This window comes from Nocardioides anomalus (assembly GCF_011046535.1).
Taxonomy (GTDB): domain Bacteria; phylum Actinomycetota; class Actinomycetes; order Propionibacteriales; family Nocardioidaceae; genus Nocardioides; species Nocardioides anomalus.
This window is the reverse complement of the sequence record NZ_CP049257.1, coordinates 1,289,235-1,301,185: the sequence shown is the minus strand read 5'-3', so window position 1 is coordinate 1,301,185 and position 11,951 is coordinate 1,289,235. Positions and strand designations below refer to the sequence as shown.

14 protein-coding genes are annotated in these 11,951 nt (G+C 72.9%); 5 read left to right on the top strand and 9 right to left on the bottom strand.

The genetic code is table 11. From position 1 onward, the window contains the following. Positions 1–66 precede the first annotated feature (66 nt). Positions 67–1,143, top strand: coding sequence for a cysteine desulfurase family protein (locus G5V58_RS06705; RefSeq protein ID WP_230487137.1), 1,077 nt, complete (start codon positions 67–69; stop codon positions 1,141–1,143). Then, the gene (locus tag G5V58_RS06700) at positions 1,140–1,385 is read left to right on the top strand and encodes a sulfurtransferase TusA family protein (RefSeq protein WP_165230156.1); all 246 of its coding nucleotides are present in this window, start codon (positions 1,140–1,142) and stop codon (positions 1,383–1,385) included. Before G5V58_RS06705 ends, G5V58_RS06700 begins: the two co-directional genes overlap by 4 nt. Before the next feature lie 4 nt (positions 1,386–1,389). Here G5V58_RS06700 and G5V58_RS06695 read toward each other — a convergent pair whose 3' ends face one another. The 3 genes from G5V58_RS06695 to G5V58_RS06685 form a co-directional block, all read right to left on the bottom strand. Then, positions 1,390–2,334 (bottom strand): carbohydrate kinase family protein, encoded by a 945-nt coding sequence (locus tag G5V58_RS06695; RefSeq protein ID WP_165238727.1) that lies wholly within the window; start codon positions 2,332–2,334, stop codon positions 1,390–1,392. A gap of 408 nt (positions 2,335–2,742) precedes the next feature. After that, the gene (locus tag G5V58_RS06690; RefSeq protein ID WP_165230153.1) at positions 2,743–3,111 is read right to left on the bottom strand and encodes a HesB/IscA family protein; all 369 of its coding nucleotides are present in this window, start codon (positions 3,109–3,111) and stop codon (positions 2,743–2,745) included. Between the two features lie 109 nt (positions 3,112–3,220). Further along, on the bottom strand, positions 3,221–4,306 hold the full coding sequence (locus tag G5V58_RS06685; protein ID WP_165230150.1) for a glycerate kinase family protein: 1,086 nt from the start codon (positions 4,304–4,306) through the stop codon (positions 3,221–3,223). A gap of 35 nt (positions 4,307–4,341) precedes the next feature. Between G5V58_RS06685 and G5V58_RS06680 the strand changes: the two genes are divergently transcribed. The 3 genes from G5V58_RS06680 (at position 4,342) to G5V58_RS06670 (ending at position 7,046) form a co-directional block, all read left to right on the top strand. Further along, positions 4,342–5,217: a GNAT family N-acetyltransferase gene (locus G5V58_RS06680; RefSeq protein WP_230487136.1), complete on the top strand. Its 876-nt coding sequence runs from the start codon at positions 4,342–4,344 to the stop codon at positions 5,215–5,217. A gap of 19 nt (positions 5,218–5,236) precedes the next feature. Continuing rightward, the gene (gene nadA / locus G5V58_RS06675; protein ID WP_165230147.1) at positions 5,237–6,406 is read left to right on the top strand and encodes a quinolinate synthase NadA; all 1,170 of its coding nucleotides are present in this window, start codon (positions 5,237–5,239) and stop codon (positions 6,404–6,406) included. 166 nt (positions 6,407–6,572) lie between these two features. Then, positions 6,573–7,046, top strand: coding sequence for a VanZ family protein (locus tag G5V58_RS06670; RefSeq protein ID WP_165230144.1), 474 nt, complete (start codon positions 6,573–6,575; stop codon positions 7,044–7,046). 252 nt (positions 7,047–7,298) lie between these two features. On the opposite strand, the gene G5V58_RS06665 is transcribed toward G5V58_RS06670, so the two are convergent. The 6 genes from G5V58_RS06665 to G5V58_RS06640 are packed head-to-tail and all read right to left on the bottom strand — an operon-like array spanning position 7,299 to position 11,830. Next, positions 7,299–7,760 carry a GreA/GreB family elongation factor gene (locus G5V58_RS06665; RefSeq protein ID WP_165230141.1) on the bottom strand — a complete coding sequence of 154 codons (462 nt, stop codon included), beginning with the start codon at positions 7,758–7,760 and terminating at the stop codon, positions 7,299–7,301. Positions 7,761–7,805: 45 nt separating this feature from the next. Continuing rightward, positions 7,806–9,122 carry a sensor histidine kinase gene (locus tag G5V58_RS26815; RefSeq protein WP_165230138.1) on the bottom strand — a complete coding sequence of 439 codons (1,317 nt, stop codon included), beginning with the start codon at positions 9,120–9,122 and terminating at the stop codon, positions 7,806–7,808. A gap of 60 nt (positions 9,123–9,182) precedes the next feature. Next, complete coding sequence (gene pspAB / locus G5V58_RS06655; RefSeq protein WP_165230135.1) at positions 9,183–9,791, bottom strand: PspA-associated protein PspAB; 609 nt, start codon at positions 9,789–9,791, stop codon at positions 9,183–9,185. Positions 9,792–9,795: 4 nt separating this feature from the next. Further along, positions 9,796–10,710 carry a zinc metalloprotease HtpX gene (gene htpX, locus G5V58_RS06650; protein ID WP_165230132.1) on the bottom strand — a complete coding sequence of 305 codons (915 nt, stop codon included), beginning with the start codon at positions 10,708–10,710 and terminating at the stop codon, positions 9,796–9,798. Positions 10,711–10,754: 44 nt separating this feature from the next. After that, on the bottom strand, positions 10,755–11,033 hold the full coding sequence (gene pspAA, locus G5V58_RS06645; protein ID WP_165230129.1) for a PspA-associated protein PspAA: 279 nt from the start codon (positions 11,031–11,033) through the stop codon (positions 10,755–10,757). Beyond that, positions 11,030–11,830 carry a PspA/IM30 family protein gene (locus G5V58_RS06640; RefSeq protein ID WP_165230126.1) on the bottom strand — a complete coding sequence of 267 codons (801 nt, stop codon included), beginning with the start codon at positions 11,828–11,830 and terminating at the stop codon, positions 11,030–11,032. Before G5V58_RS06640 ends, pspAA begins: the two co-directional genes overlap by 4 nt. Between the last annotated feature and the right edge of the window lie 121 nt (positions 11,831–11,951).

The window sequence follows — 11,951 nt, the reverse complement described above, 5'->3', positions numbered from 1 at the left end:
CGATAGCCCAAGGGAGTGCTGAGAGAGCCGGTGGGTGGGGGTAGCCCGGGTCTGTACTTTCGACTCGTGGCCGCCGAGCTCTACCTCGACACCGCCTCGTCCGAACCGCTCCACCCGGCGGCGCGCGAGGTGCTGCTGGCCGCCCTCGACCACGGGTACGCCGACCCGCGGCGGCTGCACTCCCCCGCCCGCAACGCCCGGCTGCTGCTGGACAACGCGCGCGAGGTGGTCGCGCAGGCGCTCGGCGCACGCCGCGACGAGGTCTCCTTCACCTCCTCCGGGACCGACGCGGTGCACCGCGGCCTGCTCGGACTGGCCCCTCAGGGCGCCACGGTGGCCCACAGCGCCGTCGAGCACTCGGCGGTCCTGCACGCCCTGGCCTGGCGGCCCGACCTGACCGTGCGGTCCCTGCCGGTCGACGCCCAGGGCCGGGTCGACCCCTCCGACCTCGGACCGTACGACGTGCTCGCGCTCCAAGACGCCAACCACGAGGTCGGCACCGTGCAGCCGGCCGTGGGCGAGGGCCTGGTCTTCCGCGACGCCTGCGCCTCGATGGGTCGCGTGCCCTTGCGCGAGGGGTGGTCGGTGGCCGCCGGCTCGGCCCACAAGTGGGGCGGGCCGGCCGGGGTCGGGGTGCTGCTGGTCCGCAAGGGCGTGCCGTGGCGCACCCCGTTCCCGGTCGACGACCGGGTCGACGAGCGGGTGGCCGGCTTCGAGAACGTCCCGGCCGCCCTGGCCGCCGCGGCCGCGCTGCAGGCGGTCGTGGCTGAGCGCGAGGAGGTGGGCGCCCGCCAGCACGCGCTGGTCGACCGGCTGCGGGTCGGGGTCTCCGCGATCCCCGACACCGAGGTCGTGGGCGACCCGGTCGACCGACTCCCCCACCTGGTGACGTTCTCGTTCCTCTACGTCGACGGCGAGGCCCTGGTGGACGCGCTCAACCGGCGCGGCTTCGCGGTGGCCAGCGGCTCGGCGTGCACGGCCTCCACGCTCGAGCCGAGCCACGTGCTGGCCGCGATGGGCGCGCTCACCCACGGCAACGTCCGCGTCTCGCTCACCCGCGAGGCGACCGCCGACGACGTGGACCGGCTGCTGGCCGCCCTGCCCGAGGTGGTGGCCGACATCCGGGCCGAGGCCGGCCTGTGAGCGGGCCGGTGACCGCCGACCTCGAGCTGGACTGCCGGGGCATGCTCTGCCCCCGGCCGGTCATCGAGCTCGGCCGGCGCATCGGCGAGGTCGAGGTGGGCGGGCTCGTCGCGGTGGCCGCGACCGACGCGGCCGCGGCGTACGACGTGCCGGCGTGGTGCCGCCTGCGCGGCCAGGAGTACGTCGGGCAGGAGCCGGCCGCCGACGGCGTGCCGCGCTACCTGGTCCGGCGGGTCGGCTGACCCGTCAGCCGACCAGCGCGCCGAGGTGCGGGCGCACGGCCTCGGCGGACCCGCCGCCGTAGGACTCGCTCAGCCGGCCCAGGAACTCCTCGGTGGTGAAGGAGTAGTCCTGGGGGCCGACGGTCTCCACGACGTACGCCGCGAGCACGCAGCCGACCTCGCACGCGTGCTCGGTGCTGAGCCCCCAGGCGAGCGCGGCCAGGAACCCGGAGCGGAAGGCGTCGCCGACGCCGGTCGGCTCGACGGCCTTGACGCCCGCCGCGGCGGGCCGCTCGACGAGGAGCCCGTGGCGGTCGGTGACGCGGACGCCGTCCTTGCCCAGCGTGGTGACCTGGGTGCCGACGCGCTCGAGGACCTCGGCAGCGGACCAGCCGGTCTTCTGCTCGATCATGTGCGACTCGTACTCGTTGGAGAACAGGTACGCCGCACCGTGGATCAGGTCCCGGATCAGCTCGCCGGACCCGAAGGCCAGCTGCTGGCTGGGGTCGGCGATGAAGGCGTAGCCACGCTGGCGGCACTCCTCGGTGTGGCGCAGCATCCCGTCGGGGTCGTCGGCGCCGATGAGCACGTAGGACGGCGCCCCGACCGTGGCCACGATGGGGGCCAGCTCGACCAGCCGGGCCTCGCTCATCGCGCCGGGGTAGAACGACGCGAACTGGGCGCCGGTGGTGTCGGTGGTGCACACGAACCGCGCGGTGTGCTTGGCCTCGGAGATGCGCACGTGGTCGCAGTCCACGCCGTGGCGCTCGAGCCAGGAGCGGTAGTCGGCGAAGTCGTCGCCGGCGCAGCCGACGAGCACCGGGCGCAGCCCGAGCCGGCCCAGGCCGAAGCACATGTTGGCGGCCACGCCGCCGCGACGGATCTCGAGGTCGTCGACCAGGAAGGACACCGAGAGCTTGTGGAGCTGCTCGACGACGAGCGAGTCCTCGAACTTCCCGCCGAAGCTCATCAGGTGGTCGGTGGCGATGGAGCCGGCGATGAGCAGCGTTCCGCTGGGTTCAGGCACGTTGCGACAGCCTAAGTCGTCGCGGCAGAGGGGTGAAATTCCTACCGGCGCGTAGCGGTAGGGCTACCCGGCGGTAGCCCCTAGCGTCGTGGACATGACCGCCTACCACGACCTCGACAGCCCGCAGACCATGCACGCGGACGCCGCCGTCGTCGGCGCGAAGCTCCCCCTCGCCCGCGAGCCGGCCCGAGGGTCTGGACCTCTACGCGACGTACCCGACCGACCTCCCCAAGCCGGAGATCGAGGTCAGTGAGGCCGCCCGCCGGCTGGCCGACGCGATCTACGGCTAGCCGCACCCGGACGACGACGAAGGCCCCCGCCACTGGCGGGGGCCTTCGTGTGTGTCTGAGCTCAGTGGAAGCTGTCGCCGCAGGCGCAGGAGCCGGTGGCGTTGGGGTTGTCGATGGTGAACCCCTGCTTCTCGATGGTGTCCACGAAGTCGATCATCGCGCCGTTGAGGTAGGGCACGCTCATCCGGTCGACGACCACGGCCACGCCGTCGAAGTCGGTGACGACGTCGCCGTCGAGGCTGCGCTCGTCGAAGAACAGCTGGTAGCGCAGACCCGAGCAGCCGCCGGGCTGGACGGAGATGCGCAGCGCGAGGTCGTCGCGGCCCTCCTGCTCGAGGAGGCTCTTGACCTTGCCGGCCGCCACCGGGCTGAGGTTGATGCTGTCGGTGCGGCGCTCGGTGGTGAGCTCGGTGTTGAGCTGCTCGGTCATGTGGTGATCGCTCCCAGGTCTCGGCGCAGGGTGGTGCTTCTGCCTGACCCCAAGTGTCCCACACCCGCGGGTATTCCCAAGGCCGCCGGGTGCCCGGTGGTCAGGGTGCTCACCGGGACCAGGTCCGCGCCGTCCGGGCGGCCAGCTCGGCCAGCGCGGCGGCGGGCTCGGCGAACGCGCGCTGCTCCCCCACCAGGTCGACCAGGGAGTACGCCGACTCGATGCCGAGCGCGCGCATCTCCCGCGACCCGACCAGGACGGCACCGGCCAGCACGACGCACGGGCGCAGCGCCTGCTCGGCCACGCCCGCGACGCCGTGCGGGACCTTGCCGGCCCGGCTGGAGAAGTCGAAGGCGCCCTCGCCGGTGATGACCAGATCGGCCCGCCGGGCCCGCTCGGCCAGCCCGACGGCCTCGACGACCAGGCCGATGCCCGGCTCACGGGTGGCGCCGAGCACCAGCGCGGCGTAGCCCAGGCCGCCGGCGGCCCCGGCGCCCTTCTCCAGGGCCACGCGCCGGTCCAGCGTCGCGGCGTACTCCTCGAGCAGGCCGTCGACGGCGGGCAGCCGCTCGTCGGGGATGCCCTTCTGCGGGCCGAAGGTCTTGGCCGCACCGAAGAGCCCGGTCAGCGGGTTGTCCACGTCGGAGGCCGCGACCAGGCGTACGCCGGCCACCCGCGCGCGGGCCGCCGCGACGTCGACGGTGCCGACGCCGGCGAGCCCGGCCGCGCCGGCGTCGAGCGGCACGTCCGCCGTGGCGCCCAGCGCGGCCAGCATCCCGGCGCCGCCGTCGGTGGTCCCGCTGCCGCCGAGGCCCAGCACGACGGTGGCGGCGCCGGCGTCGACGGCCGCGGCGACGAGCTCGCCCACGCCGTACGACGTCGCCTCCTCGGGACCCTTCTTCTCCGTCAGGTGCAGGCCGCAGGCCTGGGCGCTCTCGACGTACGCCGTGGCGTCGGCGAGGAGCACGGTCGCCGGTGTCGGGGCGCCGTGCGGTCCGCGGACGGTGACCGCCAGCAGCTCGCCGCCGAGGGCCTCGTGGAGCACGTCCACGAAGCCGGGCCCGCCGTCGGACATCGGGGCCAGGTCGAGCTCGTCGTCCGGCCGGGCGCCGCGCCAGCCGGCGGCGACGGCCTCGGCCGCCTCCACCGCCGACAGCGTGCCGGCGAACTTGTCGGGGGCGACCAGAACTCGCATGCGTGCATCCTGTCCTACTGCCTAGGGTGCGGGGCGTGGTGACGATCCGGCCGATGCGGCCCGAGGACGTGCCCGAGGCCGAGCGGGTCAGCGACGAGGGCTTCTTCGCCCTCGACACCCGCCAGCGCCGCGTCGACGAGCCCGAGGCGGCCCGGCGGACCGACGCACACCGCGCGGTGTGGATCGAGCGCACGCTCCACCTCGTCCGGCACGACCCGGAGGGCTGCTGGGTGGCCGAGGACGAGACCGGCATGGTCGGGATGGCCACGTCGTTGCGGCGCGAGGTGGTCTGGTGCCTGGCGACGTACGCCGTGCTGCCGGGGCGTCAGGGCCAGGGCATCGGCCGGCAGCTGCTGGCCGCGGCCATGCACCACGGCCGCGCGTGCAGCCGGGCCATGCTGTCGGCGTCCACGGACGCGGCCGCGGTCCGCGTCTACCACCAGGCGGGGTTCGCGCTGCACCCGCAGATGTACCTGACCGGTCGCGTCGAGCGGTCCGCGATCCCGGTCGTCGACCGGGTGCGGGAGGGCACGGCCGCCGACGTCGACCTGATGGACTCCCTGGACCGGGCCGCGCGCGGCGCCGGCCACGGGGTGGACCACCCGCTGATGCTGGGCGCCTGGCGGCTGCTGGTCTCCGACACCCGGAGCGGGTCGGGCTACGCCTACGTCGACGAGCGGGGCCGGGTGGCGCTGCTGGCCGCCTCGGACCGGCGGACCGCTACCCGGCTGCTGTGGGCGGCGCTGGCCGACGGGCCGGCCGAGACCACGATCGGGCACGTCACCGGCGCCAACCAGTGGGTCCTCGACGTGGGCTTCGCCGCGCGGTTGACCTTGAAGCAGGACGGGTTCCTCGGGCTGCGCGGGATGAAACCGCCCGCACCGTACGTTCACCACGGAGCCCTGCTCTGACGCTCCCTAGGATGGCGCCATGACCACAGTCGTCGACCTGCCGCTCCTCCCGCTCGGTCGGGGCGTGGACCTCGGCTCCGAGCGGGGCGTCGAGTGTCCTGGCGACCTGCCGTCGCCGTCGGACCCGTCGCTGGTCGCCCGCGCGCTGGCCGCCAAGGAGGCGCTGGGGTCGCGGGTCTTCGTGCTCGGCCACCACTACCAGCGCGACGAGGTCATCCAGTTCGCCGACGTCACCGGCGACTCCTTCAAGCTGGCCCGCGAGGCCGCGGCCCGCCCCGACGCGGAGTACATCGTCTTCTGCGGCGTGCACTTCATGGCCGAGTCCGCCGACATCCTCACCGCGGACTCCCAGAAGGTCGTCCTCCCCGACCTGGCCGCCGGCTGCTCGATGGCCGACATGGCCCGGCTGCGGCAGGTCGAGGACACCTGGGCCGCGCTCGAGGCCGCCGGCCTGGCCGACGAGGTCGTGCCCGTGACGTACATGAACTCCTCGGCCGACATCAAGGCGTTCTGCGGCAAGCACGGCGGCGCGGTGTGCACCTCGTCGAACGCCGAGACCGCGCTGGAGTGGGCCTTCGCGCAGGGCTCGAAGGTGCTGTTCCTGCCCGACCAGCACCTGGGCCGCAACACCGCCGTGCTCAAGATGGGGATGTCGCTGGAGGACTGCGTGGTCTGGGACCCGCACCGTCCCGGCGGGGGCCTCACGCCCGAGGAGCTGGCCGGCGCCAGGATGATCCTCTGGAAGGGCCACTGCTCGGTGCACGGGCGCTTCTCCGCGGAGACCATCCCCCAGCTGCGCGCCGACGTCCCCGGCGTCCAGGTCATCGTGCACCCCGAGTGCACCCACGAGGTCGTGCTCGCGGCCGACCTGGTCGGCTCCACCGAGTTCATCATCCAGACCATCGAGGCCGCGCCCGCCGGCTCGGCCTGGGCCGTCGGCACCGAGCTGAACCTGGTCAAGCGGCTGGCCTCCGAGCACCCGGACAAGCGCATCGTGTTCCTCGACAAGACCGTCTGCTACTGCTCGACGATGAACCGCATCGACCTGCCCCACTTCGTGTGGGCCATGGAGTCGCTGGTCGACGGCGTCGTGGTCAACCAGATCGAGGTCGACGCCGAGACCGAGAAGTGGGCCAAGGTCGCGCTGGACCGGATGCTCGCGCTGCCCGGCAAGACGCACAAGGACTGACGCCCCGGCTCACCGCTTGCGCTGCAGGTAGAGCACGGCGACCACCACCACGACCAGGGCCAGGAACAGCCACGGGTAGTGGTGGAGCAGGTAGAACCCGCCGACCGTCCGCTGGCTCACCATGTCGTTCCGGTAACCGCGACCAGCGACCTCGCACACTGGACGGGTGCTGCACCGCCACCCGTTCCTGAGCCTGGTGACGCTGGCCTACCTGGCCTTCGTCGGCTGGGTCACGCTCACGCCGGGCGACGCGGCGCCGACGTCGAGCGAGCTGGTGCTGCGGGTGCTGGCGCGGCTGCAGCGCTACGAGCAGCTGGACTGGCTGACCTACGACCGCGCCGAGCGGCTGGCGAACGTCGGCCTGTTCGTGCCGGTGGGGTTGTTCCTCGTCCTGCTCTTCGGCAGCCGGCTGTGGTGGCTGGCCCTCGCCGTCGGCATCGCACTGACGTCGGCGATCGAGACCGCCCAGCGCGAGATCCCCGGGCGGGTGCCCGACGGCACCGACGTCGTCAACAACACCCTGGGCACCGTCGTCGGCATCGTGCTCTGCCTCGTCCTCACCTTCCCCAGCACGCTGCGCCGCTGGGTCGCCGAGGACGAGTCACGCGAGCGCCGACGCCACCCCGCCAACGCCCGCTGAGCCCACCGGGACCCACCGACGCCAGCCGCCGCTCCGATGACGCCGGCCGGACCGACCTCACCACCACGCTCGGCGCGCCGAACCGCCTCAGGTGCTCCGCTCGCACGTCCGGCGGCCCCAGCGACGCACCGCAGGTGCGAGGTGGGTGCCGCTGGGCGTGCGAGCGGAGTGCCTGAGGCGGTTCGATGAGAGCGCGCCGAGCACGCGGCGACGGAGTCGCTGCAGTTCAAACAGCGACGGAGTCGCTGCAGTTCAAGCAGCGAGCGACTGACCAGCCGAGCGGATGGTGGCCTTCATGGTCACGCCGCGGCGGGGCTCGTAGCTGACCGTCGAGCCGACCTCGGCACCGAGGATGGCCTGGCCGAGGGGGCTGCCGGGGGTGATGGTGTCGACGCCGGCGAAGGCCTGCTCGACGGGGCCGATGAGGTAGGTCTCGTCGCCGTCGCCCAGGTCGAGGGTGACGACGTCGCCCAGACCGACCACGCCGTTCTGGTGGGGGCGGCGGCGGGAGTCGGCGATCTCGAGCTCGAGGCTGGCGATGCGCTCGTCGAGGCTCTGCAGACGGATGAGGGCCTCGACGTTGGTGGCGCGGTCGGCGACGTCGCCGGAGGCCTCCAGGGTCGTCTCGGCGAGGACCCGGGCGCGCTCCTCGCGCAGCACCGAGAGGCGGTCGTTGAGGAGGGTGAGGCTGTCGGTACCGGCGGGGACGGTCATGTGGGTGGCTCCGGAGCTGGTGGGGACGAGCGGGGTTGCTTTGCTTTAGCCGCTCAGGGCGTGGGCCAAACCACCTCTGACCCGGTTTCCTTCCCCTGTTTGCTGAGAGTTCGCCGTGAGCTGCGTCAGCCCCTCCCTCGGGGTGGTCGCAACAGTCAGTCCGGGAGCTCGAACCAGAAGCGCGCGCCCTCGGTGCACGTCGGGTCGATGCCGATCCGGCCGCCGTGGGCGCCGACGATCCGGCGGCAGGTGGCCAGCCCGATGCCGCTGCCCTCGACCGACTCGTCGGCGCGGGCGAGGGGCTCGAAGACGCGGTTGCGGTCGGCCGGCGGGACGCCGCGGCCGTTGTCGGTGATCTCGATGCGCCAGGCGCGCTGGACGTGGCGGGCCCCGATGTGGATGTGGGGGGGCGCGGCCGGGGTCGCGGTACTTCGCGGCGTTGGCCACGAGGTTCTGCAGCACGGCGCGGAGCTGGGCCCGGTCGCCGAGGACGCTGGGCAGCCGGTCGATCTGCACGGTCACGTCGGTCAGCTCGGCCGACAGGTCTTCGAGCACCTCGCCGACGACGAAGGCCAGGTCGACCTCGGTGGCCTTGAGCGTGCCGCCGAGCCGGGCGTAGTCGAGCACGTCGTCGATCAGGTCCGACATCCGCTCGCTGCCCTTGATGGCCCGGTCGAGCAGGCCGAGGTGGTCGACGCCGACGCGACCGGAGTCCAGGTCCTCGCGGATCAGCGACAGCGAGAGCGAGAGCGTGGTCAGCGGCGTCTTGAGGTCGTGGCTGACCTGGCCGGCGAACGACGCGAGCCGCTCGTTGGAGCGCTCGAGCTCGGCCTGGACGGCCTGGATCTCCATGATGCTGAGCGCGAGCTCGCGGTTGCGCAGCCGCAGCTCGAAGACGTCGACCACGCGGGCGGCCAGCGTCTGCAGCGCGATCTCCTGGGCCTCGGTGAGCTCGCGCGGCTCCTCGTCGAAGACGCACAGCGTGCCGAAGGCGACGCCCTCGCTCGTGACGAGCGGGTACGACGCGTAGAAGCGGACGTCGGCGATCACGCCGGTGACGAACGGGTTGTGCGCGAAGCGCGGGTCGAGGGAGGCGTCGCGCAGCCGCACCGGCCGCGCCTCGCGCAGGGTGACGGTGCACATCGAGTCCTCGCGCCGGCACACACCCGGCTCGAAGCCCACGGCGGCGATCTGGTGCTGCTCGGTGGCGGTGATGACGTTGACCGTCGCCTTGGGCACCTCGGCCACCCGGGCGGCCAGCTCGACCACCGACTGGAGCTCGGCGCGCGGCGGCAGCCGGACAGCGTCGTACGCCGTGATGGCGGCGACCCGTCGCTGGTCGTCGATCCCGGCGGCGATCACCGCCCCAGAATAGGGACAGGGGTATCCGGAATGCCGGTGATCCAGGAAGGCCGGCTCAGGTCACAGACCGGGTGCGCCCCACAGGGCCATCCACCCCGAGAGCTCGGGCTCGATCGGGAGCTCCCCCTGGAGGGTGTCGCGGACCTGCAGCTCCAGGAGGTTGTCGCGACTGCTGGGACCGGTGGGAGCGAAGGGGTAGAAGGTGCCCTTCTTGTAGAGGTAGACCAGCCCGACCCGCCGCCCTGCCCCGTCGGAGAAGGGGATGAGGGAGCAGAGCAGCCCGGGACCGAAGCCGGCCGCCTCGAGCGTCGTGTTGACCGCGTGGAGGTCGGTGCAGAGCGCCCCCATGTCGACGCCGGAGTCCCCCGTGGCCGGGTCCGGGGAGCCGTGCGGGGGCCGCTCGACCTGGAGCCAGGTGAAGCCGAACTCGTCGCGGGTGGTCTGGACCGCCGGCGCGTCCGCGCTGCGCTCGAGCAGGTCCACCGCGTCGTCCTGGGTCTCGTGGAACCCGGCGCCGGCCGCGGCGCGGTAGCAGACCGAGCCGGACCCGGTGGGCAGCAGCCCGGCCGCGGTCTGGAGGGTGATGGAGGCGCTCGGGACGAGGAACAGCGCGTCGAGGTCGGCCTGCTTGGGGCGGCTCCGCCCGGTCAGCGCGGTCCAGAGACCCACGGCGTCAGCCGTTGGGCCGGCTGAGCTCGGCCTGGATCTTGGCCAGCTGCTCCAACCGCTGCTCGAGCGAGGGGTGGGTGGAGCTGAGGGTCTTGAGCGAGACGCCGCTGACCGCCGGGGCGATGCACAGCGCGCTCGCCGCGCTGACCTGGCGCAGGTCGCGCTGCGGGATCTGGTTGATGCCGCCGGTGATCTTGGTCAGCGCCGAGGCCAGCGCGTCGGGGCGCATGGTGAGGTAGGCGCCGGCCCGGTCCGCGGCCAGCTCGCGGTAGCGCGAGAGCAGCCTCAGGAGCACGAAGCTCACGGCGTACACCGCGAGACTGACCAGGAGGACCACCAGCCAGACGGGCAGGCCGTTGTTGTTGTCGCGGCGACCGAAGAAGCCGTAGGCGCCGTACTGCGCGCCCTGGGTGAGCATCCCCGCCGCGATGCCGGCGCTCGAGGCCACGGTCATGACCAGGACGTCGCGGTGCGCGACGTGGGACAGCTCGTGGGCCAGGACGCCCTCGAGCTCCTCGGCGGTCAGCATGCCGAGGATGCCGGTGGTCACGCAGACCACCGCGCGCTCGGGTGAGCGTCCGGTGGCGAAGGCGTTGGGCACCGGGGTGTCGGCCACGCCGACGCGCGGCTTGGGCATGTCGGCCAGCGCGCAGAGGCGGTCGATCATGCCGTGCAGCTCCGGCGCCTGCTCCGGGGTGACCTCGCGGGCGCGCATCGCGCGCATCGCGACCTTGTCGGAGTTGGCCCACTGGTAGACCGCGACGCCGATGCCGACGATCCCGATGAGGATGCCGAGACCGCCACCGACCGCGTAGGCCAGGCCGACGACGAGCGCCACGAACAGGGCGCCGAGCAGGAACATGACGGTGGTCATCCGGGCCGTGAGCCCGGCGTCACCGACGAACCGAGAACGAGCCATGTCGCCAGTCTCTCCGGTCACTCCAAGAGGAGGCTGAGGAGAGGTCAGCCGGGGATGAGCCCGTCGTCGTTGAGCATCTCGCGGACCTGGTCGATGGTCGCGTCCGCGGGCGGCAGGATCAGGTCGGACTCGTCCAGGCTGTCGGCCGGGTGCTCGGCACCCACCGTGCGCACGCCGTCGAGCAGCTCGGTCAGCGCCGAGGAGAACGCCGCGTCGTCACCGGCCTCGACTGCGGACTCCAGCGTGGCGTCGAGCTCGTTGAGCCGGCCCAGCGCGGTCTCCGGGACGTCGTACTGACCCTCGCCGAGGATCCGCACGATCACGGCTGGCCGTCCTTGGTCTCGGTGGCCGGCTGCGGCTGCTCGGCCAGGATGTCGCCCTGCGGCGCGGCCTCGATGGCCTCGGGCTGCTGCGCGGCGGGGAGGCTGTCGCCCCTGAGGCGGGCCAGCTCCTGCTCGACCTCCGCCTGCGAGCTCATCGACTCCAGCTCGCGGGTGATGTCGTCACCGCGGTTGAGCGAGCTGGCGTCGTCGAGGGCGCCGGAGGCGATGAGCTCGTCGATGGCGCCGGCCCGGGCCTGCATCTCCGAGGTCTTGTCCTCGGCGCGCTGGATGGCCATGCCGACGTCACCCATCTCCTCGCCGATGCCCGACATCGCCTCGTTGATGCGCGTCTGGGCCTCGGCCGCGGTGTAGGTGGCCTTGATGGTCTCCTTGCGGGTGCGGAAGGCCTCGACCTTGGCCTGGAGCCGCTGCTGGGCGAGGGTCAGCTTCTCCTCCTCGCCCTGGAGCTGGGCGTGCTGGGCCTTGAGGTCGCTGATCTGGCCGTTGAGCCCGGACTTGCGGGTCAGGGCCTCGCGGGCGAGGTCCTCGCGGTTCATCGCGATGGCCTTCTCGGCCTGGTCCTGGAGCTTGGCACCCTGCTGCTCCAGCTGGGCGACCTGCAGCTCGACGCGCTTGCGGCTGGTGGCCACGTCGGCGACGCCCCGGCGCACCTTGGACAGCAGGTCCAGCTGACGCTGGTAGCTGTAGTCGAGCGTCTCGCGCGGGTCCTCGGCACGGTCCAGGGCCTTGTTGGCCTTGGACCGGAAGATCAGGCTGATCCTGCTCATCAGGCTCATGCGGTGCGGGTCCCTCTCGATGCGTGTGGCACAGGTCGTCAGGTGCTCCTCACCCTACGGCGCTCCGGCAAGGCGCCGGTAGGCTGCGTCGTACCGCCCGCCCCTGACAGTCGAGGCCACG